Here is a 25574-nt window from a genome sequence, read left to right as displayed (position 1 = left end):
GAAAATCAATATGCATTATGCTAACTTTATATGGAGCAAGGATAGTTTATTTAGAGAAAGAAGCATTTGCATCTCATATAAAACGACACGTCAAAAATCTCAAGAGTGCTTTACTTGTGGATTTTTTTAAATGAATTATTTTTAATATGCAACAAAAAAAGAGGTTGTCTCCGTTTAGGAGATAACCTCTTTTTTGCGTTGATATGTATCGAAAAAATTATTGTTGGAAACGTAATTTAAGACAAGCCTTTTCTACATCATGCACAGACTCTTTTATAGGGATGGTGCCTGAAAAAGTTGAAATGATGATAGGTGCTTTATCTGTTAGCCCTTGTTGGGTAAGAATATAATGATTGCCATTATAAATTAAATACATTTGTTTATTGGCACGTTTTCCTATTCCAGTTGGAGATTCAAAAATAGCTTTTAATTGGCTACAATACTCACTGTAAAAATTACTGCTAAAGCCAGATAGTGCTTCAAATTTTTTACTATCGATAGTGCTAGCCTCATCGACTAATCCGAAAATTTTTGCGGAAAATTCAGAAAAAAGTTCTTTTACTTTTGCACGAATTAATGCTTTCGAATTATAGTTGTTTAAGTCATCAGAAAGTGCGACTTTACTCATTGAAATAGCCTCCTGCATAAAAAACATTATAGAAATAAATTCATTTATTAAATGTATAAGAAAAATACAGGAATATCAATATAAATAAGCACTTTTCGTATAATAGCAGTGATTTTACTAGTAAATATTAGGTATTTTTAAGTGGATAAAAGCAAAAAAATATCGTTATTATTAGTCATAAATATGGAAAAGCATAAGTTCGTGAATCATTTTTTTAACATCTTCTTCATTCGGAGGAATAGGTCCAATCCATTGGATAACGCCATCCTTTAAATATTCTGCAGCATAACGTTCACGTTGATAGAAAAACGAAATGGCCCATCCAGGAAGCTGTGTATTTTCAAATAAAGGTTTAAAGCTAAAATGCTGAATCATATACAAACCCCATTTCTAATGATATGTATTTAATATTATTCAAGGATAGCAGGCATTTTGCAACTAAACAATTTGTAATGTATTAAAGATAGGTACAATTATGCTTTATCGTAATTAAATGGAGGGTATTTCTTTCGTTGGATTTCATTGCTCTGCTATAATGAGTCCAATAGGCGACAAAATACGCCAAAAGTGAATATGATTGAAATGAGAGGATGCTAATGGACAATTTTATAGTGACATTATTATTTATGGCAATCATCGGTGCTGCAATCGGAGGTATAACAAATCACTTAGCAATTAAAATGCTATTTCGACCTCATGAAGCGATCTATATTAAAAATTGGCGCGTGCCATTTACACCTGGTCTTATTCCAAAAAGACGTGATGAATTAGCGAAGCAGCTTGGATTGACTGTCGTCAATTATCTACTGACACCTGAGACCTTTAGGAAAAAGTTTTTCTCAAAAGATATTCAAGATAAAGTAGAACAATTTGTACAAACAAAAGTAGAAGAAACATTTTTTACGGAAGATAAAACGATTCAAGATTGGTTAACTTTAGCCGGTTTCTCCAATATGCCTGTGACGATTGAACAAAAGGTAGAGCAAATTGTAGCCGGACAATTTGAATCAGTTAAGAATACATTATCAACGAGAACAATTCGTACACTGTTATCGGAGGACATTCAACAGACGATTGATGCTAAAATTCCAGTAGCAGTTGGGCATATTTTGCAGAAAGGCGAAGATTATTTTTTATCGCCAGCTGGAGAAATGACGATAAAGGCGATGATTGATGACTTTTTATCGTCAAAAGGATCACTAGGCGGTATGCTTAATATGTTTTTAGGTGATTCTTCGTCACTTATGGGTAAAGTACAACGTGAGCTTGTGAAGTTTATACAGGCTCCTGGAACAACAGCGCTGCTAACGAACATTTTCACACAGGAGTGGGAAAAATTAAAGGATCGTCCAGCAATGGATTATTTAGAGGATATTGATTTTGAACCGATATTAGCAAATTTACAAAGCTATGTAAAAGATCAATTAGCAGTTGCAGAACGCTTACAGCATCCTATTTCATATTACTGGCCTAGCGGAAGTACTTGGATGAGGGAAACAATCGTGCCTCAAATGATTGAAAAGGCATTTACTAGAGCGGAAGATAAATTAGAAGATGTGTTAAAACGTTTAAATTTACAAGAAGTCGTACGTGAACAAGTCGATTCGTTCCCAGTATCGAAACTTGAAGAGCTTGTCCTTGGCATTTCCAAGCGTGAATTTAAAATGATTACTGTACTTGGTGCCGTTCTTGGTGGTCTAATTGGTATTGTGCAAGGTTTAATCGTCTACTTTATTTAGAAAGGGGAAAAAGAAATAATGGTTAATATTTATAATGAGATTAATGCTTTGGAGGCAACTTTCCGCAAAACGGAGGAATTTAAAGCATTAGAAGAGGCAGTAGCAGTCGTGAAGGCGGATGAGGATGCAATAAAGCTATTCCAAAACTTCCGTAAGATTCAAATAGATTTACAGCAAAAGCAAATGGCTGGGGAAGATTTACAGGAAGATGAACTACTGTATGCTCAAAAAACAGCTCAGCTTGCGCAACAAAATGAGAAAATTGTAGCAATGCTTGAAGCAGAGATGAAGCTAAGTGGTGTTATCGAAGAAGTAAATCGTATTTTAGTAAAACCAATCCAATCATTGTACGAGGGTATGTAAGTAAGCATGTCTATTCGCGATATACCGTTAAATATTTTGTGAGGAATAAATAATCGTATATTTGCACATATAACAAAGTAAGAAGGAAAACGTGTCTCGGCTATTCGAGACACGTTTTCACTTATGGAGGGAATTTTATGCATGTTTTAATTGAATGGACTTATAAAACACCAAAGGGTGCTGGAACGATTTTACGGTCAGAAGAAATGCCTGGAGCTCAAGCGTTATTATTGGCGGAAGATATGGAACGTACAGGACGTGTTAAATCGTTACAATTTATCGATCGACAAGATACGAACTGGTCTATTAAGGAGCTAAAAGCATATTTAAAAGAAGTTGATACGGAACCCCATAATATTACTGTCTATTTTGATGGAGGCTTTGATCGAACAACTAAACAATCAGGACTTGGGTGTGCCATTTATTATGAGCAAAATGGTAAACCGTATAGGCTAAGAAAAAATGCCTTTTCCGCGGAGCTTAAATCCAACAATGAGGCTGAATATGCAGCGCTTTATTTAGGGTTAGTGGAGCTTGAATTATTAAATGCTCATCATTTACCGATTAGCATTATAGGGGATTCACAAGTCGTTATTAATCAGCTAAACGGAGAATGGGCGGCATTGGAAAAGGATTTAGCAGGTTGGGCAGACAAAATTGACGCAAAATTAAGTGAGCTAAGCCTTCGACCAGACTATAAACTGATTTCGAGGAAAGAGAATGCCGAAGCAGACAGACTCGCAACACAAGCATTAAACGGAATTGATATTACAGGGTTGAGTGAAAGGTTAAAGGAATAACAGTGAGGGAGGCGTCGAATACTACTGACGCCTCCCTTTTGTTAAAAACTTGTCCTATGGAAAAAGCAGTTTATTTGCCGTATATTTTGGATATTTTTTGGCGAACTGCTGGAAGTTTATCTTGAAATGAGTAGTATTCATGAAGTTTCGTGCTAATCGTAATTCGTCAGAGTATAAAAGGATATGGTGGAAATGCTGTTGAATAAAGTTCCTTGCATGTTTATAATGCTCGTTGATAGAGATAGCCCCGTACATTTCGTGATGATTCATAATATAAATAAAATCACAAAGAACTTTTTGTTCGCGATATTTTAAAAATATGGTGAAATACATTGTCTTTTCGTCACATCGTTGTAAATCAAAATGATGGAAGGCAATTTCTACTTGCTGAATAAAGCTAGAAACAGAAGAACCGTTTTCTATTAATACACCCACTATCAACACCACCTTTCCTAAAAATTATAGGTAATAATAAATAAATTGTCTATAATTAGTCTAAATATTCTGTTAATTATAACTTGAAAATAGTAGCTTTGCTTATACTTATAAAAATTTGTTAAACTATTGAGGCAATCATTAATTTAGTAATGTACATTGGAATATTGAAAGAAGAGAGCGAAAACAATGAAAATTATTCAAATAGATCGAAAGTATCCTGAGGATTGGATTCGCGTATTAAATCATATTGCGAATTTGTTTTTTGAGGATTCAAAGTTAAGTACGACTGCGCAGGAAGCCGATATGTCCGTTGCTTTCAACTACCGAGTTGATGAACATTTTGCTATTTATACTAGCGCGGTGCTTGAGGTAGATGGTAAACGTTACACGAATGATTACCATATTGATTATGCGATAGAAGCGGTTGGTCGTGAGCAAAATATTCGACTGAAACGTGCACTATCACATGTGTTTTTAAATGTGCTAGAACAGCATACTGGTATGCATCAGCAATGGGGAATTTTAACAGGTGTGCGCCCGACAAAGCTTTACCATAAATTCCGCCAAGCAGGTATGGATGATAGAGAAATTGCGGAGGTACTCGTACGGGACTTTCGTTTGTCAGAGGAAAAAGTAGCACTGTTGAAGGACATTGTTGCCCGTCAGCTAGTCACTATTCCAGACTTAGACAATATCGGGAAGGAGATTAGTGTTTATATTGGCATTCCGTTTTGTCCAACAAAATGTGCATATTGTACTTTCCCTGCGTATGCGATTGGAAGTAACCGTAAGCAAGGTCGTGTAGAGACATTTTTAGATGGCTTGCACATTGAATTGCGTGAGATGGGTAAGTGGCTAACTGAGAACAATATGAAAATTACTTCAATTTATTGGGGTGGGGGCACACCAACTTCAATTGAAGCACATGAAATGGATGCACTGTATCAAACAATGTATGACGCTTTCCCGAATCCTGAAACGATACGTGAGGTGACGGTTGAAGCAGGTCGTCCAGATACGATTACACCAGAGAAATTAGCTGTACTGAAAAAATGGGGCATTGATCGTATTAGTGTAAATCCGCAGTCTTATACAGATGAAACATTAAAAGCAATCGGTCGCCATCATACGGTGCAAGAAACAATTGATAAGTTTTGGCTAGCACGCGAATCTGGGATGAATAACATCAATATGGATTTAATTATTGGCTTGCCGAATGAAGGGACGGAAGAGTTCCAACATTCGTTAGAGGAATCTGCAAAAATGCAACCAGAGTCTTTAACTGTTCACACATTATCCTTTAAACGTGCCTCTGAAATGACGCGGAATAAAGATAAATACAAGGTGGCAGATCGTGATACGGTTGCTCAAATGATGCAGATGGCACAAGTATGGACGAAGGAAAATGATTATGTTCCTTACTATCTATACCGTCAAAAAAATATTTTAGGCAATTTAGAAAATGTAGGCTACAGTAAAGCGGGAGAAGAAAGCATTTATAATATTGTGATCATGGAAGAAGTGCAGACCATTTTAGGTATTGGCTGTGGGGCCTCTTCTAAATTTGTTCATCCTGAGACAGGACGGATTACACAATTCCATAATCCTAAAGATCCTGCAGCGTACATTATGACGTTTGAAGACGCCATTGGCAAAAAAATTGAGTTATTAAATGAATTATATAATGCTTAAAGGGCAAAAAAGTAAAGTGTTAGATTGACTGCAATCAATCTAACACTTTTTTGGTGTGCGTATTCTGAAGAACTTAGCCATTTTTTCTTTGGCAATAGATAATATTTAGCAGAGAGCAATAGTTGATGGTAGCGGAGGCGGCGACTCCTGCGGGAACGCACGCATAGTAAGACGCAACAAACCGCGCGTTAGCGAGGGTTGCGGCTTACGGTGTGCCCGCGGAAAGCGCCCGCCGTAGCGGACATCAACCATAGCAAAAATTACGAAGGACTTTTCTTTATAAGTTATATGTCCCAGACTGGTTATGATTTATCGGAAAGTGCAGGCCATTTTTAAAATAACAGCATCCTCAAAATATTGTGGATCGTAGCCTGTCAGCTCTCGAATTTTATTTAAACGATAGGTAAGTGTATGACGGTGAATATTAAGCTGTTGTGCACAAAGTTTTAGCTGTAAATTACAATCAAAAAAAGTTTGTAACGTTTCAAGTTGTTTAGCATTCATATTTTTTAGCACACGATTTTGGAATGCTTGTACTTCCTCAGAGTCTCTCTTTTTAAAAAGAGAAAATAACTCGACATCTTCAAAAAACGTAATTTCTTTATTCATAAAGGCAAATTCAAGTGCAGTTTTAGCGCCGTTATAGCAATTTGGAAGTTGCGATAAATTTGGTACAGTTGGTCCAACACCAATTTGTAATGATGGTAGTTTATGCTTTTTTTTACGTAAAGCTTTCATCATTTGTTGTTTTTTCTGCTCATCATAGTTTGTTAGTAATATATAGTATTCATGAAGCTGGCTATGACCTGAAAGAACAGGCTGCTTATAAAATAAATCCTCAAAAAACAGAGGGAGGTTATTTTCTGCAGACGAAGGTGCATCTAAGCTAAGTAATACAATTTGAAAAGGTGCTTCAAGAGCGAATGGAAGCTTTTGAATGCGTTCTTGTAAGGCGGCGTCTATCTTACTGCCGTGCACTAACGCTTCAAATATGTAATCGTTATTTTTACGTTGCCACTCACTTTTGGATTCTACAATCGCTTGATGTGTCATGATTTCAGTTGTTAGTTGAACAAGGTTGGCAATTTCTAAAATTTCCTCAGAATCACCTGTAATACCGATCACTCCAAGAACTTCATCTTGATACATAATCGGCATATTGATGCCAGGTTTTGTATTGGGATAGGCATCAATGTTTTCTTTATTAATGATGAGTGTCTCTTTTGATTTTGCCACATAAAGTGCGCCTTCGTGTATATTTTCCACCCTCATTTTATCGCCAGAAGCTAAAATAACTCCAGTTGGACTAATTACATTAATGTTGCGACGTAATCGTAACATTGTTTGATGCACGATTTCTTCTGCTAATTTTTTTGTTAACATGCTTATACACCTCGCATAAATAAACCTCTGTTATATGACAGTTAATTTGTACATTCATTATAATGTTTTCTGAATTTATTGTCATTATAATAATTTGTAAGCGCTTAACTTTGGCTAGAAGAAATTTCTTGTATGCGATAAAACTATATCGTCTGACAGCTGAGCACCAATTTAAATATGAATGGATGTAAAGTGGGGGTATCAAATGAAAGTCATAATTTGTCCAGATTCTTATAAAGGTACTTTATCTGCATTTGAAGTTGCGAATGCGATGCATGAAGGAATCATAGATGCTGATCAATCGATTGAAACAGTTATTTTACCAGTGGCAGACGGTGGAGAAGGTACGCTAGAATCCCTTATTGCTTCAACGGGAGGTAAGTATATTTCAGAAAATGTGCTCGATCCGCTAGGCAGAACAATCGAAGCAAAGTTTGGTGTGCTTGGAGATGATGAAACGTGTGTCATCGAGATGGCACAGGCTTCTGGAATTATGCTGTTGCAGGACAGTGAAAAAAATCCTGAGCTTGCATCAACATATGGGACAGGGCAGTTAATAATGGCAGCACTGAATAAAGGGTTTCGAAAATTTATTATTGGAATAGGCGGTAGTGCCACAAACGATGCTGGTATTGGTTTATTAAAGGTACTAGGCTTACAGTTTAAAAAAGATGATGGGACATCTATTGCGAATGGCGTGTCAGCATTATTAGATTTAGCATCCATTGATAATAGTCAGCTCGATGCACGCTTGTCTGAAGCAACATTTACAATTGCATGTGATGTAGATAATCCATTGATTGGAGAGCGCGGCGCTACAGCTATTTTTGGCCCGCAAAAAGGTGTGAAAGAGCATGAGATTACTTATTTTGATAATTGCTTAAAGCAGTTTGCAGATATTGTGGAAAAGCAGTATCACATTCGTTTACATGATTATAAAGGGGCAGGTGCTGCTGGTGGTGTAGGTGGTGCATTAATTGCCTTTTTAAATGGTACTTTTCATGCAGGCATAGATATTGTTATAGAGGCTGTCCAGTTAAAAAAACAGTTGAAAGACGCACAAATTGTTCTTACTGGTGAAGGTAAATCAGATCGCCAAACATTACATGGCAAGGCGCCATTGGGGGTGGCAATGGCTGCAAAAACAACAAACACACAGGCGATGCTATTGTCTGGAGCCATTGATGAGGAGGATAAGTCTATTTTGCTCAATTATTTTGCTGTTGTGGAATCATTAGTAGACGAATCGACTACTGTCCAGCAAGCAATGCAAGAGCCTTATCGTTTAATTCGTCTAAAAACGAAAAAAATAATTGAGAATTATGTAAATATGGGGGATGAGTAAATGTTGTTCGTTATTATTTTAATAGGGGTATTATTTGTTGTAGTCGGAACAGCAAAGCTAAAGCTTCATCCGTTTCTAGCACTATTAATTAGTGCATTCTTTGTAGGCATTGCTTCTGGAATGCCATTATTAACGGTTGTTGAAAGTATTAATACGGGATTTGGAGGCTTGATGACAAGCATTGGTTTAGTCATTATAGCAGGAACAATTATCGGACTTATTTTAGAAAAATCAGGGGCTGCCTATCGTATGGCAGAAGTGGTATTGCGAATTGTTGGGCCAAAGCGTCCTCAATTAGCTATGTCTTTAATCGGCTATATTGTATCCATTCCTGTTTTCTGTGATTCAGGGTTTATTATTTTATCGAGTTTACAAAAATCATTAGCAAAGCGTGCAAATGTTACGATTGCCTCGATGGCTGTAGCTTTGGCTACAGGGCTCTTTGCTACACACGTGTTAGTGCCACCAACACCAGGGCCAATAGCGGCGGCTGGTAATATAGGGGCAGCAGATTATTTAGGAACAGTAATTGTTATTGGATTGTTAGTAGCAATTCCAGCGACTTTTGTAGGTTATTTATGGTCAGTTAAAGTAGCAACAAAAATTCGCGTGCCTGAAGATGACTTAGAGGCATTGGATTATGAAGAAATCATTAAATCATTTGGTAAAATGCCATCAACATTTAAATCATTTTTACCGATTGTGCTTCCAATTGTGTTAATCGGGCTAGGATCAATCGCAGCATTAGTTGGGGATAGTGAAGCTACGTTTAATATGATTTTACGTTTTTTAGGATCACCAACAGTTGCTTTATTTTTAGGTGTAGCAGCAGCGATGTTGTTATTACCTGAAATAAGTGAAAAAACGTTAACTGGTTGGATAGGTGATAGCTTAAAAGAGGCTGCTCCGATTTTATTAATTACTGGAGCGGGCGGTTCTTTTGGAACGGTTATTAAAAATGCTGGCGTTGGTGAAATGTTGCAAGAAATGGATTTAGGTATGTTTGCATCAGGAAGCCTATTCCTCCTTGTACCATTTATCGTAGCGGCTGCGCTAAAAACAGCACAAGGCTCTTCAACAACAGCGTTAGTTATAACATCTTCTCTAGTAGCTCCAATGCTTATAACGCTTGGTATTGAAGGCGCTGTCCCATTAGCATTGGTGGTAATGGCAATAGGAGCAGGGGCAATGACGGTTAGTCATGTAAATGATAGCTTTTTCTGGGTTATTACGCAGTATAGTGGAATGGAAGTGACACAAGCGTACAAAGCCCAAACTGTTGCGACACTATTACAGGGGCTTGTAACGATTGTGATTACGATGATTTTGTGGTGGATTTTAGTTTAATTTGCTTCAGCAGAGAGCAGCCTTCGGGTTCGCTCTCTTTTTTTGTATAATAGAAAATAGAAAGGACGATATGTAATGAAAAAAATATTCGCTGTGCTCCTTTGTATTTTTGTATTAGCAGGTTGTACATCAGCATTAGAAACAGAAAAAATACCAGTGGCAGCAGGCCATGAAATGCGTGTGCATTTTTTTGATGTAGGACAGGGCGATTCAATTTTAATTGAGTCACCGAATGGTAAAACGATGCTCGTTGATGGAGGTGTGAAAGGGGCTGGGCAACAGGTCGTTTCACATATAAATGAACTTGGTATAGATAAGCTTGATATAGTCGTCGCGACACATCCAGATGCGGATCATATTGGCGGTTTAATCCCTGTATTGAATTCGATTCCTATTGAACAGTTTTATGATTCTGGGAAAGTACATACATCACAAACGTTTGAAGAAATGCTATCACTTATTGATACGAAAAATATTCCGTATAATGTGCCGAAAACGGGAGATAGCATTGCTTTTGATGATGAACTAGAAATAAAAGTACTGAATGCTAACGAAGATGCCTCAGATAATAATGATGCATCGATTGTGCTAAAAGTTACCTATGGAAATATTTCATTTTTATTAACAGGTGACGCAGGTGTAGCTCTAGAAAAAGAAATGATGCAACAAAATGTGAAGGCGACTATTTTAAAGGCAGGCCATCATGGTTCCAATACAAGTAGCTCTCAAAGCTTTATACAAGCAGTGCAACCAGAAGTAACTATATTAAGTTATGGCAAAGATAATAAATATGGACACCCACATGCTGAAGTTGTAGAGCGTTTACAGGCGATCGGAAGTAAAATTTATGCAACAGCCGAGGCTGGAACAGTTACTGTTTCAACAGATGGGGTAAGCTATAGTGTAAGTGCGAAAGAGTGGTCAGGTGCCATTGCTGAAAAACCGAGTTTGAAACAAGATGTAGAAATTATTAGCAAGGATTTAATAGAGGAAATAGTTGCTATAAAAAACAATGGTCAAGATACAGTTTCGTTAAAGGGTTGGCAACTTGTATCAATAGAAGGGAATCAAGTTTTTAATTTTCCTAATGTATCATTACAGCCAGGAAAAACAATTTATGTCACTAGCGGAACGACAGCACGTGAGGGACAAAATTATTTAAAGTGGACAACAAGACAGATTTGGCTAAATGATGGAGATAGTGCACAATTACTTAATGCGAAAGGGGAAGTTGTAAGTGAACTCGACTAAATACACATTAGACCGCATTGAAGATGGCTATGCAATTTTTTTAAAATATCCAGAGGAAGTTGAGCAACTAATTCTACCTATCAACACTGTGAATCAATCGTTACAAGCAGGTGATCGCGTCTTAATTAAAGAAATTGATAACACTTACCATATTGACATATTAAAAGAAGAAACAGAGCAAAAGAAGGCCGAAGTGCAAAGTTTAATGGACAAATTACGCCGAAAAAATTGAGTGCCAGTCACTCAAACAATTCTGAATTAAAATGGCGATGCCAGTAGCGCTAACTAAGTAAAAATCCACGAAGACTCCTGCGGGAATAGCACAAACATAAGTCGCAACAAGACGCGCGCTAGCGAGGGTTGCGGCTTACACTGTGCCCGTGGAAAGCGTAGTGGATTTTTACGATTTAACTATGCTAACTATTTTGAAAATATGCTAAAATAAGCGATATGAATGCTTTTTGTTCAAGTAGAAAAGAAGCTAGGAGCTGACACAATGTCAATAAGTACAATTATTTTTGATTTGGATGATACGTTGTTATGGGACAAAAAATCTGTAAAAACAGCATTTGAAAAAACATGCGCATACGCAGCAACAATACATACGGTGGATTCAACTGAATTAGAGGAGGCAGTGCGCAAAGAAGCACGTGCACTTTATGAAAGCTACGAAACATATGACTATACAGTGTTAATCGGTATTAATCCATTCGAAGGACTTTGGGGAACATTTGATGATCCAACCGATTCATTTCAAAAGATGAAAGAAATTGTGCCTGGATATCGCTCAGAAGCGTGGACAAAGGGCTTAGCTGCACTTGGAATTGACGATGCAAAGTTTGGAGCCGAACTAGGCGAACGCTTTGTAGCAGAACGTAAAGTGTCGCCACTTTTATATGAAGATACTTTTACTGTTTTAGATGAACTGAAAGGCAAATATCAACTTATATTATTAACGAATGGCGCACCGAGCTTACAAAATTTAAAGTTAGAAATTACACCTGAAATTGCTCCGTATTTTGACCATATCATCATTTCTGGTGATTTTGGAAAAGGGAAGCCAGATGCGTCCATCTTTGAACATGTCATGGAAAAGGCGGGCATTACTGCTGACGAGGCAATTATGGTTGGCGATAACTTAAATACAGATATTTTAGGTTCATCTAGAGTCGGCATGCGTAATGTTTGGATTAACCGTGAAAACAATGTACCAACAGGAGCTGTCACGCCAACATATGAGGTAGATTCATTAACAGCCTTTTTAAAACTTGTGAAAGAGCTTTAATTCCTTATGAATTGTGCAACAAAAAACAAATATGCCTAAAAGGACTGATTAATAACTAATCAGTCCTTTTTTATTTAAAACTAATCTAGGTGATGACTACTGTGATTGATTTACGCTACGGGCGGGCGCTTTCCGCGGGCACAGCGTAAGTCGCACCCCTCGCTAACGTGCGTTCTGAGCAGGAGTCGCCCTCCACTCCAATTAACTTAATATATTGCTAGCAGTCTACTATAATTATGGCAAACAGCTTCATATGGAGGGGATGCTCGAAGAGTATAGCAAGACGAAAGTAAGAACTCTTTTTTGTCAATCGTCGGTAAAGCTTAATGAATCGCCGATAAATTCTCCAGCTATGTTTATAGAGCTTAGGCAATGTGCGCTATCATAGTAGTCGTTGCCCTCTATACGTAGAACATTAACTAGAAAATCACAAAAGGCAACTAGAGTTTACACTCTTGTTGCCTTTTGTAATTTAGTCATTAAAGATCAATTGCTTTAACTTCGTCAATGTTTTCAAGTTGTGAAACGTATGTTAAATCTTCTTCCGTAACAATATTATCGACTGTTAGCATCATTACAGCTGTTCCTCCAACTTCAGCACGCCCAACTTGCATTGTTGCGATATTAATATCTTTTTCAGCTAATTTTGTTGCAACTCGACCAATTGCCCCTGGTTTATCTGTGTTTTTAATGTAAAGAAGGTGTCCTTCTGGTACAACGTCTACTACGTAGTTTTCTACTTTTACAATACGTGCGCCAAGGCCATTTAATAATGTACCAGCAACAGTATGTGTTTCAGTAGCCGTTTTTACTTCAACTGTAATTAAGCTTGTGAAGCCTTTTGCAGTAGTAGTTTTATGTTCGTTAATTTTCATGCCAATACGTTCAGATAAGTAACGAGCATTGACATCATTAACGTGATTGCCATGGTTTTTAGCTAATAAACCTTTTAGAGCATTAGAAGTTAAAGGACGTACATCATAGTTGGCTACTTCACCTGCATAAGATAGATTAATTTCTTTAACTGGCTCAGCTGTAATTTGAGATAAGAATGAACCAAGTTTTTCAGCTAATTCAAAGAATGGTTCTACTTGTGCAAGTAGTTCTTTCGGAATTGAAGGCATATTTACTGGGTTTGTCACTGTACCTGTTTTGTAAAATTTAATAATATCGTTTGATACGTCAACTGCTACAGATTCTTGTGCCTCAATTGTAGATGCACCTAAGTGAGGTGTCGCAATGACTTGTGGTAAAGTTAATAATTTATGATCAGTTGCTGGCTCAGAAACGAAAACGTCCAATGCTGCACCTGCTACTTTACCTTCGAAGATAGCATCATATAAGTCATCCTCATTAATGATACCACCACGAGCACAGTTAATAATACGTACGCCATCTTTCATCATGGCAAACTTTTCTTTGTTAATAAGGTTACGTGTTTCTGGTAGTAATGGTGTGTGTACTGTAATGAAATCTGCCGCAGCACAAATTTCCTCGACAGTAGATTTCGTAACACCTAGCTCATTTGCACGTTCATCAGTTAAAAATGGATCATACGCCATAATATTCATACGCTGACCTTTTGCACGGTAAGCTACTTCTACACCAATACGTCCGAATCCAACAACTCCAAGCGTTTTATTTTTAAGCTCTACCCCTACATATGATTTACGATCCCACTTACCGTTTTTCAATGTATTGAAAGCTTGTGGAATGTGACGAGCAAGTGACGTCATCATGGCGATTGTATGTTCAGCGGCAGAGTTTGTGTTACCGTCTGGAGCGTTCACAACGATAATGCCGTGTTCTGTTGCAGCAGCTAGATCAATGTTGTCTACGCCTACACCAGCACGACCGATTAATTTTAAGCTTTTCGCCGCTTCAATTACTTCACGTGTAACGGTTGTTTGAGAGCGAACTAGTAATACATCTATATCAGCAATTTTGGCAATTAATTCTTCTGGTGCTAGTCCAGTGTCGATAATAACGTTTAAGTCTAATTCTTTTTCTTGGCGTAATGGAAAAATACCATCTTCACTTAGTGGATCAGCGATAAATACGTTAATTGTTTTTGTTGCAGTAGTCATTTGTAATTAGCTCCTTTTAATAAAAAATTAGTAGTGATGTCTAAATGAGTAGTCCACAGGGGTGATGCTACAGCATGTAAACAATCTTTTTTTCGAAAAAATATAAAAGCCTTCCGCGCCTTACGAACACAACTATTGTGTCGTAAGGGGCGAAAGGCTGAAAATATAGGTTCGCGGTACCACCCTTAATTACTGCTCGAAAAAAATCGATACAGTCTTAGCTATATGCGTAACGTGCATGTGACGGACAGGCTTACTTTTGGATGTTTCGGCATGTCTATTCGGGAGTGGAACTTTATCGTAGAAATCACTGATTTACACCAACCATCAGCTCTCTTTGGATTTTCTTGCGACTAGCGTGTCTCCGTCGTTATATTTTTGTGTGATTAAATTTGTTAACATCATAATCCCTATTGTTCACCTTTGTCAACAATAATTCAAAAAAAGATTAAAATCACTCGCTTCAAAAGTCTGAAAACTGCTTATAAACGAACAATATAATAAATAATAACTTTTATTATTCGTCTTTTTGCAGTGGACATTGTAAGCGCTAACGAATGTGTCAAGACAGATAATATAAGGATTAAGCGAGTATAAAATGATAAAAAATTTTTGAGAAATAATTGTCGTACATTCGATTATTTTCCTAAAACTCTCTTTAATTAAGACGGAATGCGAACATTTCGTTAATGCCATATTTTTGACGAAATTATCAAACGATAAGGAGGTAAAGCGCCAATAAGAGAAGAATGTATGTAAAGAAAGATGGATTTCGATTTTTCGGGGGTGTTGGGATGAAATACGATGTAGCAATTGTCGGAGCTGGTCTGGCGGGACTCGTTGCAGCCTGTGAATTAATAGATGCAAAGAAACGTGTATTATTAGTAGACCAAGAGCCTGAAAATTCAATGGGAGGACAGGCATTTTGGTCTTTTGGTGGGCTATTTTTAGTCAATACACCAGAGCAAAAAAGGCTTGGTATTAAGGATAGCAAAGAGCTTGCGTGGCAGGATTGGCTAGGTACTGCTGGCTTCGATCGTTTGGAAGATGAGGATTGTTGGGCTTATAAATGGGCAAGGGCGTATGTCGATTTTGCTGCAGGTGAAAAATATGCATGGCTTAAATCAGTAGGCATAAAATTTTTCCCTGTTGTTGGTTGGGCTGAACGAGGTGGCTCATTGGCGGGAGGTCACGGGAATTCGGTTCCTCGCTTTCATATTGTTTGGGGAACGGGACCAGGCATTGTAAAGCCTTTTGCAGATAAAGTGAAGAAAGCGATAAAGGAAGGAATTGTTGATTTTAAGCCGAGACATCGTGTAGATGAATTTATCCAGCAGGATGGACGAATTATGGGTATAAGTGGCACAATTTTAGCTGAAAGTTTTGCCCAACGTGGAGAGCAAAGTTCACGCATTGGGGTGGGTGCTTTTTCCTATGAAGCAAATGCAGTTATTGTAGCAAGTGGGGGCATTGGGGCCAATATCGATTTAGTTCGTAAAAATTGGCCTGCTCGTCTTGGGACGCCGCCTAAAAATATAGTATGTGGTGTACCCGCATATGTAGATGGACGCATGTTAGAGATTACTGAACATGCTGGTGGGCGTATCGTTAATCGTGATCGGATGTGGCATTATACAGAGGGTTTAAAAAACTGGGACCCAATTTGGCCAAACCATGGTATTCGTATTTTGCCAGGTCCTTCATCTTTATGGTTTGATGCCGAGGGAAATCGCTTTGGGGCACCGAACTTTCCAGGGTTTGATACATTAAGTACATTAGAGGCAATTCAAAAAACAGGTTATGATTATTCATGGTTTATTTTAACGGAAAAAATCATTGAAAAGGAGTTTGCCTTATCAGGTTCAGAGCAAAATCCTGACTTAACGAATAAAAGCATACCAGAGTTAATGAAACGCATTTTGCCAGGACCACCCGCACCGATCCAAGCATTTAAAAATCAAGGCGAGGATTTTGTTATTGCAAACGATTTAAAACAGCTAGTAGATGGCATGAATAAGCTTGCTGGGAATGAGTTGTTAGATTTTATTAAAATTAAAGAGCAAATATTAGCACGGGATCGCGAAATGGACAATAAATTTACGAAGGATTTACAAGTAAATGCCATATACGGGGCGAGAAAATATATCGGTGATAAAGTAGTACGGGTTGCAAAACCTCATAAAATTTTAGATACAAAAAATTGGCCACTTATTGCAGTGCGATTAAATATTTTAACCCGTAAAACATTAGGTGGCTTGCAGACGAATTTAGATGGAGCTGTATTTGGCATGGATGGACAATTAGTACCAGGACTATTTGCAGCAGGAGAAGTGAGTGGTTTCGGAGGGGGCGGTGTACATGGTTACCGAGCTTTGGAAGGAACGTTTGTCGGCGGATGTTTATTTAGCGGAAGACAAGTTGGCCGCTATTTAGCAAAACAACCTTAAGTGTCAGGCACTCAAACAATTCTGAAAAAAATCCACACAAGATCCTGTAGAAACGCACGCAAAGTAAGCCGCAACAGACCTTGTTGCGGCTTACTTTATACTGCACGAAAGTGTCAGGCACTCAAACAATTTTAGCCTGTGCAATTTTTGCTATTTGTTCTTCAACTTGCTCTTTTGTCCATCCATTTTCTTCGACAAAGAAATTACGTTTTGCACGACGACAATCGTCAGAGCAGCTTCGCATATAAAATGCCTCATGCTTTTCCTCGCATAGCATTAATTTATGGCACTCAGGATTAGCGCAGTTTGTATAGCGCTCCGTCGGTTCACCTGTGAAATAGTCCTTACCAACAACTACATGCTCAACCTGATTAATAGGTACACTGCGGCGACGATCGAAAACAAACATTTGGCCATCCCATAATTGTCCCTTCACTTCAGGGTCTTTCGCATACGTAGCAATACCACCATGAAGTTGCCCGACACTTTCACCATAGCCTTCTCGTTTTAACCAGCCAGAGAATTTTTCACAGCGTATTCCACCTGTACAATAAGTTAAAATGTTTTTACCAGCAAAGTCTTCTTTATGCTCTTCCATCCAAGCGGGAAGATCACGGAAGCTTTCAATATCAGGACGAACCGCATTGCGGAAATGTCCTAGGTCAAATTCATAATCGTTACGTGCATCAATAATAACCGTATTATCTTCTTGCATACGAGTCATAAATTCCGTTGGTGTTAAATAATCTCCAGTTAATTCTAAAGGGTTAATATCATTTTCTAAGCCAAGGTGTACAATCTCCGTACGAGGTCGTACATGCATCTTTTTAAAGGCATGTCCTTCTACCTCGTCGATTTTCCACATTATGTCGCTAAAACGAGGGTCTGCTTTCATATAATTCATGTAGCTTTCAGTTTGCTCAATCGTACCAGAAACCGTACCATTAATGCCCTCCAAGCCTACTAAAATCCGACCAAGTAGACCGACTTCTTGACAAAAAGCTAAATGCGCTTCGGCAAATGCTACTGGGTCCTCAATAGCAACATATTTATAATAAAGTAATACACGAAAGTCCTTTTGTGACACAAAAATACCCACCTTTAATTTCAATATTCGACATTAAATATAGCATAACAACGACTATTTTGCGTAGGAGAGAAGGAGTTTTCAGAAAAAACACGAATAGTACATAGTGAATGACTATTCATATTCGGGGGTGTAGGACATGGAATTTTCAACAATTACATTAGAAAAGTTAGAGCGTCGTGCTACATTAACACTAAATCGACCACAGGCTATGAATGCGATGGACGATGTAATGATGCGTGATTTAGCTGAGTGTTTTGAAGCATTACAGCAGGAGCAAGAAATACAGGTTTTAGTTATTCGTGGGGAAGGAAAGGTCTTTTCTGCGGGCGGTGATATTAAGGCAATGCTTGATCCAACTAAGCCATTAAATATTGATGAGGCGATGGTATATTTAACACGTATCGTCAAAGCGTATTATCAACTACCGATGATTGTTATAGCTGCAGTTCATGGTGCATCAGCAGGCTTAGGCTTTAGCTTAACACTAGGGGCAGATATCGTAGTTGCTTGTGAAAATAGTAAGCTAGCTATGAATTTTATAGGGATTGGGTTAATTCCAGATGGTGGTGGTCATTTCTTTATGAAGGAACGACTTGGTACTGTGAAAGCAAAGCAAATGATTTGGGAAGGCAAAGTGCTTACAGCCGAAGAGGCACACAATGTAGGCTTAATCGATTATGTGGCACCTGAAGGGTCCGTTTTTGCAGTGGCTGATCAATTAGTTGGAAAGATGCTAGCATCTCCAATTGCTTCAATGATTACGACGAAAAAGATTTTACATGCTCAAAACTTGCCACAGTTAGAAAATATTTTAGCGATGGAAGCACAAGGGCAATCTGCTATGCGTAAAACGGCTGATCATTTAGAAGGTATACATGCATTTGTTGAGAAAAGAACACCTGTCTTTGTAGGACAGTAAACATGTAGCGTGGCTTACAGGCTGAACACGACGCAAGCCCCATCACATAAACTTTTAGCGAGACAAGTGAGATTCCGTTTCGGAGGCTCTGTGCTTGTTCATAAAAGTAAACGTGGTGGGGCTTGCCATTTTTCTTTAAAAAGCTATTTAAAAATATTGTTACTGTGTTAGACGCCTAGTATTTTCTAGGTGTCTTTCTACTCTCATAGTTTAAACATGGAATAATATTAATTTTCCAGAAGAGTTGACAAGGCGATGTGTTTTTTCAGCAACGCCCTTTTCTACGATTTGTTGTTGACCATTTACTTTTGCAGCTTCATCGCTTTCAAATGTCCAAGTTTCATCAAAAAGTGTTTCCCCAGTTTTTTCAAAAGCTGTAAAACGATAATTATTCATAAACAAACCCCACCTTTTTTTGAATATATATCTATTATACATAGAAGAAATATAAACTTCACGGTATATCTAGCGAATATTTCGATAATTTACGAAAATTGTGGAAAATTTAGTACAACATGATGCTGAATAGTCTAGCAATTCGTTTCTCATCTAACAGGAAGTATGATAAAATAGAACAAATATTCGCTTTTGAATACGCTCGTTATACATGGCTCAAATCTTCCTTGCCTTGTACACGCAAAACGAAAAACTAGACGAAATGATGAACAAAGGTTTAATTAATATGTAGAGGTGATTGGATGTCCGCAATTCGTTTTTTCCATATGGCAGATTTACATTTAGATAGTCCTTTTAAAGGCTTATTTGGATTACCTGAGAAGAATCTAAAAAAAATTCGAGCAAGTACTTTTGAAGCATTTGATAAAATTATTCAGAAGACAATCGAAGAAAGACCAGATTTCCTGCTTATTGTAGGGGATCTTTATGATGGCGAAAATCGCAGTTTACAGGCACAAAGACGTTTTCAGGCAGCAATGGAGACGCTATTTGAACATAACATTCCCGTCATAGTCAGTTATGGCAATCATGACCACTTACATGGTTCTTGGACACGATTTGCTTTACCAAGTAATGTTTACGAATTACCAGCTGATACAAGTGTTGTGCAATTAAAAATACGTGGTCAGCAAGTAAATATTTATGGCTTTAGCTATGGTGAGCGCCATGTCAAGGAATCGATGATTGATAATTATCCTGTTGCGCATGATCAGCATGCAATTCATATAGGGATGCTGCATGGCAGTGAAGCAAGTGATTCTTCGCATGCGGTATATGCGCCATTTAAAAAAGAGCAACTTCTTGAAAAAAGATACCATTACTGGGCGCTTGGTCATATTCATAAACGCCAGCTATTACACACGGAACCACCGATCGTTTATCCAGGTAATATTCAAAGTCGACACCGAAATGAGCAGGGAGTGAAAGGTTTTTACGATGTAACCTTATCGCAAACATCTGCTGAATTAACTTTTATACCAACTTCTGCTGTTGTCTATAATATAGTGGAGGTGGATTGCACGGATGTACTTCATGCAAATGAATTACTACTAAGATGTGAAGAGGCCATCGCTACTAATCGAATGGCATATGGAGCATCCGTAATTGAGCTTCATTTGAAAAATATAGATGAAGAAAGTGAAGCGTTATTTGAACATGCTTCGGTAGAAGAATGGCTTGAAACAATTCGGGAGTCAGAAGAGGGGGTTGAACCAATGGGATGGGTGCAGAAGCTTATTTTGCATAAAGTTTCATCTTCCTATGAGTCAACTGCGATGACTGAATCAGTAATAAGTGTAATGGAACAGTGGGATATTTCGGATTGGAAAGATATTTTAAAGGATTTGTACCAGCATGCGAGTGGGGCAAGATTTGTAGAACCTTTAACAGAACGGGAAATCGAACATTTGAAGCTTGATGCGCAGGAGTTATTAACCGATGAAATTCAAAGGGCGTGAAAACTTTGCTAACGATACAGAAAATCCATATTTACGGCTTTGGTAAGCATGAAAATATCACAATCTCTTTGCAAGACGGTGTTACAATTTTTTATGGCATGAACGAGGCAGGCAAAACGACTATTCAGCAATTTATTTTGCAGATGCTTTTTGGATTTCCAACAAAACAGCAAAGCCAGCGAAAATATGAGCCAAAAACATCACCGAAATTTGGGGGTCAGCTAACTATACTCCACCCAATATATGGTCAATGTACAATTGAACGTGTAAAAGGAAAGGCTACTGGTGATGTTACTGTCTATACAGAAGATGGTATGAAAGGGCATGACGAGCTTTTAGCCAAGCTTTTGTATGGCTATTCACGTTCATCATTTGAAGCGATTTTTTCCTTTTCAATTCATGAACTGCAAGGAATCGAAAAAATGTCAGAGGACGAGCTGACACATCTATTGCTTGCATCAGGGACGACTGGCATTCATCGGCTATCTACGCTTGAAAAAAAATTAGAAAAAGACGCTGGAGAGCTTTTTAAAAAATCTGGTAAACTGCCAATCATCAATCAAAAAATCGAAAATTTAAAGCAACTTGAAAAAACCATTAAAAAAGAACAGGCTACAATTCATACATTTGAAGATAAATCACTCAAATTACAGCAACTTGAGCAAAGATTGAAGGATTTAAATAAACAACAAAAAACGCTGCAACAAGATTGGCAACAACTTACGGTCATAAAACAGGCAATGCCACTTATTGAGCAGCAAGATGCTTTACAGCAATCATTTAAAAATTATGAACATGTCCAATTCCCACCAGAAGGAATTCGACGTTATGAACAGTTAAAAGATCGACTGACGCACGAAACATTACAGCTAACTCAACTAGAGGAACAATATCAAGCTTTAAAAAGTAAGCTTCAATTGACGGCAGATGAACAAGCAATTGACGACATGGCAAGGCTGATGAATAAAGAAGCAACTTGGAATCAGCTCCTCGTTAAAGAGCAGAACCTTCAGGAAGAGCTGTTTGTACTAGAGCAAGACGTTGAAGCCCAGTTTCGTTTATTGGGTGTACACGAAATGGAAGCTCAAGCAGCTCTTATAGAGGGAACTGTTTCTTTGCAACAAGAGGAGCAATTTCAACGGCAGTTGACTGTATTACACGAAGCAGAGGAAGAGCTAAAGTCTTATCTACAATCATTAGAGCGAATCCATGAGGAACTAGATAGCATTGCTCGGCAGAAAAAGCAACTTCAGCAGGAGTCATTATCCGCTGAAGAAGAACATATTTTAGCAAAGTGGCCTCAGAGAAAGGGGCGCTTGGAACAACTGCGTCATGTTCAATCGCAACGCTCGAAACAAAAGCAACCAATGCTTTTTGTTATGCTTGTGTTAGCTATAAGCATTGTTGCGCTTATTTATGGCGTCTTAGAAAAAAATTGGGCTGTAATGGTTATTGGGGCTATGTTATCGTTACTATTTTTATTGTATTTAAAACAAGCGAAACAAGCAGAGGATGGACCTCCAGAGCACAATAGTCAATTACTGAGAGAACTAGAGCAAGAAGAAAATATTGTTCAAGTATTACTTGTGAAAAAGCAACGGCTTGAAGATCGATGGATACTAGCCAATGAGCAACAGCGTGATAAAGAACGACAGTATGCACAGCTCGAACTTAAAATACAACAAGCTGAACAAGTAATCGCCGGGGCAACTCATTCGTTGCAAAACTTTTTGGAGCGTTTCCGCCTAGAGGGAAATGTACCACGCTCGCTATTACCAGAGTTATTCATGCGTATTCGCGGGGTACAGGAGTTGGTAGTTAAAAAAACAAGCATCTATCAGCTATTACATGTTATACAATCTGAAAAAAAAGAGCTTTATGAAATGCTACAACAAGTTTTAAAAAATGAGTATAGTGAGCAGGAAATTTTTGTCCATCTACGCTCAACCTATTTTGCAATTCAGCAGGAGCAACAACAGATGCTGCAAACAAAGGAACAACTTGCTCAAATCGATTCAAAAATACAAGAAGTACAACCACTTTTAGCAAACTATGAAGCGGCAATAGCACAATTATTTCTTGACGCGAATGTAGAATCAGAAAACGCATTTTACGAAGCATATGAACAATATCAACATCAGCAAAAGCTGCAGTCCGAACTACAAGCGATTCAATATCAATTAGACTCATTAGATATGCAACAGCAAGAAAGCTTTTTAAGTGCGGAACAACTTCAAGAAAAAATACAAGCTTTGGAAGAAGTGCGCAATGCTCTACGAATAGAAATTGAGCATTGCTTGGAAGAACGAGCAGCCTTGCAGATTGAAAAGGAGCATTTACTTAACGATGAACAATATGGTTTATTGTTGCAACAGTTTGAGCAAGAGAAAGCAATATTGCAACAGCTAATGGCACAATGGGCTTCTAAAAAAGCGTTAGCAACAGCTATTCATGAAACATTATTCCGTTTGCGTGAAGAAAAATTACCACATGTACTTACACAGGTTAATGCTTTCTTCCATTCGTTAACAGGTGGTCGTTACGATAAACTTTTCATTCATGAAGAAGGCTATTTTGAAGCGCATGCGGTTTCTGGCTTACGCTATCATGTAGCAGAATTATCACAAGCTACAAAGGAGCAAGTTTATATTTCATTGCGAATGGCATTAGCGAAAACCCTTGCAACTTCAGCGCCATTTCCGTTTATAATGGATGATCCATTTGTCCATTTTGATCGAAACCGTACAAACAAAATGGTACAATTAATGAAAGAAGTAGGATATGAACGTCAAATTTTGTATTTTACTTGCCATGAAGAGATGCTCGAACTTTGGCAAAAAGAGCAAATTGTCGATCTAGGAGCACTAGCAAATGAAAGGGGAGTGACGTCAACATGAAAGGTATTACGACGCTCCAAGTTGGAGAATCAGTTGATCAATTTTTATTAATTAAACAATCGACAAAAGGGGTTACCACTGTAGGGAAGCCATTTATGTCGCTGTTACTACAAGATAAAAGTGGAGATATTGAAGCAAAACTATGGGATACAAACGAAGACCATGAAAAAATGTATCATGCAGAGGCGATAGTACATGTAGGGGGAGAAATTCATGACTATCGTGGCAAAAATCAATTGCGCATTAAAACGATTCGTGTGGCAAAGCCTGAGGAGGGAATTGCCGTTAATGATTTAGTTCCTTCTGCTGCTACTCCAAAAGAACAGCTTTATGAGGAATTGACACAATTCTTCTTTGATATTAAAAATCCAAATATTTCACGTATCACACGTGCAGCTATTAAAAAGCATCAGGATGCTATTTTAGTATATCCTGCAGCAACGAAAAACCATCATGACTATGCATCAGGCTTATTAGATCATATGGTATCGATGCTAAAGCTAGGGAAAGCCATCGCTGATTTATATCCAACATTAAATCGGGACCTATTATACTCGGGTATTATTTTACACGATATCGGTAAGGTCGTTGAATTATCAGGTCCAGTGGCAACAATGTACACTGTGGAAGGTAATTTACTCGGTCATATTACGATTATGGTCAATGAAATTGCTAAAATTGCTAGTGAGCTGGAAATTGAAGGCGAAGAAGTGATGCTGTTACAACATCTAGTGTTATCGCATCATGGAAAAGAAGAATGGGGAAGCCCGAAAAAACCTATGATTCAAGAAGCGGAAATCTTACATTATATTGATAATATCGATGCGAAAATGAATATGCTTACGCGTGCATTAGGGAAAACAGCTCCTGGAGAATTTACAGAGAGACTATTCCCACTCGATAACCGATCATTTTACAAACCAAATATTGAGTAAAACGAAAAGGGTTACGCCTTTGATGGCGTAACCCTTTTTCATATAGTAAAACAATGACTATTTAGATTCTTTGTCTTTACTTTCATCGGCTGCTTTTTTAGCTGCTTCTTCATCTGCTTTTGCTTGTTCTTCACTTGTTGTTGTAAAAGAATCTAATGCTTCTTTTAATTCTTTATCAGATGTTTTAAAGTCAGCATCTTTTGCTAATTGGGCAATGATGTCTTTTAACAATGTTTGTGCTTCACCAGTTTGAGTAAGCTTGTTTAACATTGTTGTACGAATTTTTTCTTCTTCATCCTCAAATGAGCCTACATCTTTTACATCGCGCTTTTCTGTAATTTCAATTACATGGTAGCCATAGCTTGATTTAATTGGCTCACTTAATGTGTTTAATGGAAGTTCATAAGCCGCGTCATTGAATTCATCTACCATAGAACCAACTGTAAACCAACCTAACTCTCCGCCTTTTGCTGCAGAACCAGTATCAGTTGAGTATTCTTTTGCAACATCAGCAAAAGAAGCGCCGCCTTTAATTTTTTCAATCGCTTCTTTCGCAGTTTTTTCATCTGCTACAAGAATATGGCGACCATTTAATTCTGTTTTCATTTGCTCATAATATTTTTTTACGTCTTCTTCTTTAATGGCTTTGTCTTTTAAAGCTTTTTCTTGTAGAAGTTGTACACGTAAAGAATCTTTAAAGCCTTGTTCTGTTAAGCCGTTTTCTGCTAGTGCTTGTGCAAAGCTATCGCCGAACTGTGATGCAGTTGCATCATATTGTTCTTTAATTTCTTTGTCAGTCACTTCATATTTGTCTGCTAATACTTTTTCAGTCACCATTTGTTGTAATACATATGAGCCTGTTAAAGTTTTTGCTTTTTCATTAAAATCAGATACTGAAATATCGCCTACTTTAGATGTAACTAATGCTTTGCTGTCGCCTCCACTACAAGCGCCAAGAGCTAAAATTGAGGCTGCTAATGTTAAAGATAATACAGTCTTTTTCATATGGATATTC

At 37.8% G+C, this 25574-nt stretch carries 22 protein-coding genes and 1 other annotated feature; of the genes, 14 read left to right on the top strand and 8 right to left on the bottom strand.

Going from position 1 to position 25574, the window contains the following annotated elements:
- Positions 1–217: 217 nt before the first annotated feature.
- Together ACIQ1H_RS17600 and ACIQ1H_RS17595 are read right to left on the bottom strand one after the other, a co-directional pair.
- Positions 218–628, bottom strand: a complete 411-nt coding sequence (locus ACIQ1H_RS17600; protein WP_402890488.1) for a hypothetical protein — start codon at positions 626–628, stop codon at positions 218–220.
- Positions 629–799: 171 nt separating this feature from the next.
- A complete protein-coding gene (locus ACIQ1H_RS17595; protein ID WP_173479828.1) occupies positions 800–1003 on the bottom strand; it encodes a YheE family protein in 204 nt (67 codons plus the stop codon).
- 221 nt (positions 1004–1224) lie between these two features.
- On the opposite strand from ACIQ1H_RS17595, the gene ACIQ1H_RS17590 reads away from it, so the two are divergent.
- From ACIQ1H_RS17590 to ACIQ1H_RS17580, 3 genes are all read left to right on the top strand, one after another.
- Positions 1225–2367, top strand: coding sequence for a DUF445 domain-containing protein (locus tag ACIQ1H_RS17590; RefSeq protein WP_337980421.1), 1143 nt, complete (start codon positions 1225–1227; stop codon positions 2365–2367).
- Positions 2368–2385: 18 nt separating this feature from the next.
- A complete protein-coding gene (locus ACIQ1H_RS17585; protein WP_173479826.1) occupies positions 2386–2730 on the top strand; it encodes a YlbF family regulator in 345 nt (114 codons plus the stop codon).
- Between the two features lie 137 nt (positions 2731–2867).
- Positions 2868–3530 carry a ribonuclease H family protein gene (locus ACIQ1H_RS17580; RefSeq protein ID WP_173479825.1) on the top strand — a complete coding sequence of 221 codons (663 nt, stop codon included), beginning with the start codon at positions 2868–2870 and terminating at the stop codon, positions 3528–3530.
- A 54-nt stretch (positions 3531–3584) separates the two neighbouring features.
- Here the strand turns inward: ACIQ1H_RS17580 and ACIQ1H_RS17575 are convergent, their stop codons facing one another.
- Positions 3585–3965: a hypothetical protein gene (locus tag ACIQ1H_RS17575; RefSeq protein ID WP_402890483.1), complete on the bottom strand. Its 381-nt coding sequence runs from the start codon at positions 3963–3965 to the stop codon at positions 3585–3587.
- Between the two features lie 189 nt (positions 3966–4154).
- On the opposite strand from ACIQ1H_RS17575, the gene ACIQ1H_RS17570 reads away from it, so the two are divergent.
- Positions 4155–5660: a coproporphyrinogen III oxidase gene (locus ACIQ1H_RS17570; protein WP_402890480.1), complete on the top strand. Its 1506-nt coding sequence runs from the start codon at positions 4155–4157 to the stop codon at positions 5658–5660.
- A 309-nt stretch (positions 5661–5969) separates the two neighbouring features.
- Here the strand turns inward: ACIQ1H_RS17570 and ACIQ1H_RS17565 are convergent, their stop codons facing one another.
- A complete protein-coding gene (locus ACIQ1H_RS17565; RefSeq protein WP_402890477.1) occupies positions 5970–7043 on the bottom strand; it encodes a CdaR family transcriptional regulator in 1074 nt (357 codons plus the stop codon).
- A gap of 205 nt (positions 7044–7248) precedes the next feature.
- On the opposite strand from ACIQ1H_RS17565, the gene ACIQ1H_RS17560 reads away from it, so the two are divergent.
- From ACIQ1H_RS17560 to ACIQ1H_RS17540, 5 genes are all read left to right on the top strand, one after another.
- Complete coding sequence (locus ACIQ1H_RS17560) at positions 7249–8388, top strand: glycerate kinase (RefSeq protein WP_402890474.1); 1140 nt, start codon at positions 7249–7251, stop codon at positions 8386–8388.
- Entirely contained in the window at positions 8389–9735 is a 1347-nt protein-coding gene (locus ACIQ1H_RS17555) for a GntP family permease (protein WP_402890472.1), read from the top strand.
- A 75-nt stretch (positions 9736–9810) separates the two neighbouring features.
- A complete protein-coding gene (locus ACIQ1H_RS17550) occupies positions 9811–10986 on the top strand; it encodes an MBL fold metallo-hydrolase (protein WP_402890469.1) in 1176 nt (391 codons plus the stop codon).
- Positions 10973–11218 (top strand): DUF3006 domain-containing protein, encoded by a 246-nt coding sequence (locus ACIQ1H_RS17545; RefSeq protein ID WP_402890466.1) that lies wholly within the window; start codon positions 10973–10975, stop codon positions 11216–11218. The genes ACIQ1H_RS17550 and ACIQ1H_RS17545 overlap by 14 nt, the downstream gene beginning before the upstream one ends.
- 264 nt (positions 11219–11482) lie before the next feature.
- Positions 11483–12271, top strand: a complete 789-nt coding sequence (locus tag ACIQ1H_RS17540) for an HAD family hydrolase (protein ID WP_173479818.1) — start codon at positions 11483–11485, stop codon at positions 12269–12271.
- 479 nt (positions 12272–12750) lie between these two features.
- On the opposite strand, the gene serA is transcribed toward ACIQ1H_RS17540, so the two are convergent.
- Positions 12751–14358 (bottom strand): phosphoglycerate dehydrogenase, encoded by a 1608-nt coding sequence (serA, locus tag ACIQ1H_RS17535; RefSeq protein ID WP_402890463.1) that lies wholly within the window; start codon positions 14356–14358, stop codon positions 12751–12753.
- 142 nt (positions 14359–14500) lie between these two features.
- Positions 14501–14738 (bottom strand) — a binding site (T-box leader).
- Between the two features lie 414 nt (positions 14739–15152).
- Between serA and ACIQ1H_RS17530 the strand changes: the two genes are divergently transcribed.
- Positions 15153–16805: an FAD-binding dehydrogenase gene (locus ACIQ1H_RS17530; protein WP_402890460.1), complete on the top strand. Its 1653-nt coding sequence runs from the start codon at positions 15153–15155 to the stop codon at positions 16803–16805.
- Between the two features lie 121 nt (positions 16806–16926).
- Here ACIQ1H_RS17530 and trhO read toward each other — a convergent pair whose 3' ends face one another.
- Positions 16927–17892 (bottom strand): oxygen-dependent tRNA uridine(34) hydroxylase TrhO, encoded by a 966-nt coding sequence (gene trhO / locus ACIQ1H_RS17525; RefSeq protein ID WP_402890457.1) that lies wholly within the window; start codon positions 17890–17892, stop codon positions 16927–16929.
- A 139-nt stretch (positions 17893–18031) separates the two neighbouring features.
- On the opposite strand from trhO, the gene ACIQ1H_RS17520 reads away from it, so the two are divergent.
- The gene (locus tag ACIQ1H_RS17520) at positions 18032–18814 is read left to right on the top strand and encodes an enoyl-CoA hydratase (protein ID WP_402890454.1); all 783 of its coding nucleotides are present in this window, start codon (positions 18032–18034) and stop codon (positions 18812–18814) included.
- Between the two features lie 210 nt (positions 18815–19024).
- Here ACIQ1H_RS17520 and ACIQ1H_RS17515 read toward each other — a convergent pair whose 3' ends face one another.
- The gene (locus tag ACIQ1H_RS17515; protein WP_173479813.1) at positions 19025–19210 is read right to left on the bottom strand and encodes a YhzD family protein; all 186 of its coding nucleotides are present in this window, start codon (positions 19208–19210) and stop codon (positions 19025–19027) included.
- A 302-nt stretch (positions 19211–19512) separates the two neighbouring features.
- Here ACIQ1H_RS17515 and ACIQ1H_RS17510 point away from each other — a divergent pair, with 302 nt between their 5' ends.
- The 3 genes from ACIQ1H_RS17510 to yhaM are packed head-to-tail and all read left to right on the top strand — an operon-like array spanning position 19513 to position 24559.
- Positions 19513–20727: a metallophosphoesterase family protein gene (locus tag ACIQ1H_RS17510; RefSeq protein WP_402890452.1), complete on the top strand. Its 1215-nt coding sequence runs from the start codon at positions 19513–19515 to the stop codon at positions 20725–20727.
- 5 nt (positions 20728–20732) lie between these two features.
- Positions 20733–23624 carry an ATP-binding protein gene (locus ACIQ1H_RS17505; RefSeq protein ID WP_402890449.1) on the top strand — a complete coding sequence of 964 codons (2892 nt, stop codon included), beginning with the start codon at positions 20733–20735 and terminating at the stop codon, positions 23622–23624.
- Positions 23621–24559 carry a 3'-5' exoribonuclease YhaM gene (yhaM, locus tag ACIQ1H_RS17500; protein ID WP_173479810.1) on the top strand — a complete coding sequence of 313 codons (939 nt, stop codon included), beginning with the start codon at positions 23621–23623 and terminating at the stop codon, positions 24557–24559. The genes ACIQ1H_RS17505 and yhaM overlap by 4 nt, the downstream gene beginning before the upstream one ends.
- Positions 24560–24616: 57 nt before the next feature.
- On the opposite strand, the gene ACIQ1H_RS17495 is transcribed toward yhaM, so the two are convergent.
- Positions 24617–25564, bottom strand: a complete 948-nt coding sequence (locus tag ACIQ1H_RS17495; protein WP_402890446.1) for a peptidylprolyl isomerase — start codon at positions 25562–25564, stop codon at positions 24617–24619.
- Positions 25565–25574: the final 10 nt, after the last annotated feature.

This window comes from Lysinibacillus sp. NPDC097279, from assembly GCF_044761745.1.
In the GTDB taxonomy this organism is placed as follows: Bacteria; Bacillota; Bacilli; order Bacillales_A; family Planococcaceae; genus Lysinibacillus.
The sequence above is the reverse complement of the archived record's forward strand: the minus strand, read 5'-3'. Positions and strand labels throughout refer to the sequence as shown.

What these genes read in the sequence shown, in the direction of transcription:
- ACIQ1H_RS17590 (WP_337980421.1), top strand. Translation starts at nt 1,225, where the DNA reads ATGGACAATTTTATAGTGACATTATTATTTATGGCAATCATCGGTGCT.
- ACIQ1H_RS17510 (WP_402890452.1), top strand. Translation starts at nt 19,513, where the DNA reads ATGTCCGCAATTCGTTTTTTCCATATGGCAGATTTACATTTAGATAGT.
- ACIQ1H_RS17515 (WP_173479813.1), bottom strand. Translation starts at nt 19,210, where the DNA reads ATGAATAATTATCGTTTTACAGCTTTTGAAAAAACTGGGGAAACACTT.
- ACIQ1H_RS17560 (WP_402890474.1), top strand. Translation starts at nt 7,249, where the DNA reads ATGAAAGTCATAATTTGTCCAGATTCTTATAAAGGTACTTTATCTGCA.
- ACIQ1H_RS17580 (WP_173479825.1), top strand. Translation starts at nt 2,868, where the DNA reads ATGCATGTTTTAATTGAATGGACTTATAAAACACCAAAGGGTGCTGGA.
- ACIQ1H_RS17570 (WP_402890480.1), top strand. Translation starts at nt 4,155, where the DNA reads ATGAAAATTATTCAAATAGATCGAAAGTATCCTGAGGATTGGATTCGC.
- ACIQ1H_RS17495 (WP_402890446.1), bottom strand. Translation starts at nt 25,564, where the DNA reads ATGAAAAAGACTGTATTATCTTTAACATTAGCAGCCTCAATTTTAGCT.
- ACIQ1H_RS17600 (WP_402890488.1), bottom strand. Translation starts at nt 628, where the DNA reads ATGAGTAAAGTCGCACTTTCTGATGACTTAAACAACTATAATTCGAAA.
- ACIQ1H_RS17565 (WP_402890477.1), bottom strand. Translation starts at nt 7,043, where the DNA reads ATGTTAACAAAAAAATTAGCAGAAGAAATCGTGCATCAAACAATGTTA.
- ACIQ1H_RS17585 (WP_173479826.1), top strand. Translation starts at nt 2,386, where the DNA reads ATGGTTAATATTTATAATGAGATTAATGCTTTGGAGGCAACTTTCCGC.
- ACIQ1H_RS17540 (WP_173479818.1), top strand. Translation starts at nt 11,483, where the DNA reads ATGTCAATAAGTACAATTATTTTTGATTTGGATGATACGTTGTTATGG.
- ACIQ1H_RS17550 (WP_402890469.1), top strand. Translation starts at nt 9,811, where the DNA reads ATGAAAAAAATATTCGCTGTGCTCCTTTGTATTTTTGTATTAGCAGGT.
- ACIQ1H_RS17555 (WP_402890472.1), top strand. Translation starts at nt 8,389, where the DNA reads ATGTTGTTCGTTATTATTTTAATAGGGGTATTATTTGTTGTAGTCGGA.
- yhaM (WP_173479810.1), top strand. Translation starts at nt 23,621, where the DNA reads ATGAAAGGTATTACGACGCTCCAAGTTGGAGAATCAGTTGATCAATTT.
- ACIQ1H_RS17530 (WP_402890460.1), top strand. Translation starts at nt 15,153, where the DNA reads ATGAAATACGATGTAGCAATTGTCGGAGCTGGTCTGGCGGGACTCGTT.
- ACIQ1H_RS17520 (WP_402890454.1), top strand. Translation starts at nt 18,032, where the DNA reads ATGGAATTTTCAACAATTACATTAGAAAAGTTAGAGCGTCGTGCTACA.
- ACIQ1H_RS17595 (WP_173479828.1), bottom strand. Translation starts at nt 1,003, where the DNA reads ATGATTCAGCATTTTAGCTTTAAACCTTTATTTGAAAATACACAGCTT.
- serA (WP_402890463.1), bottom strand. Translation starts at nt 14,358, where the DNA reads ATGACTACTGCAACAAAAACAATTAACGTATTTATCGCTGATCCACTA.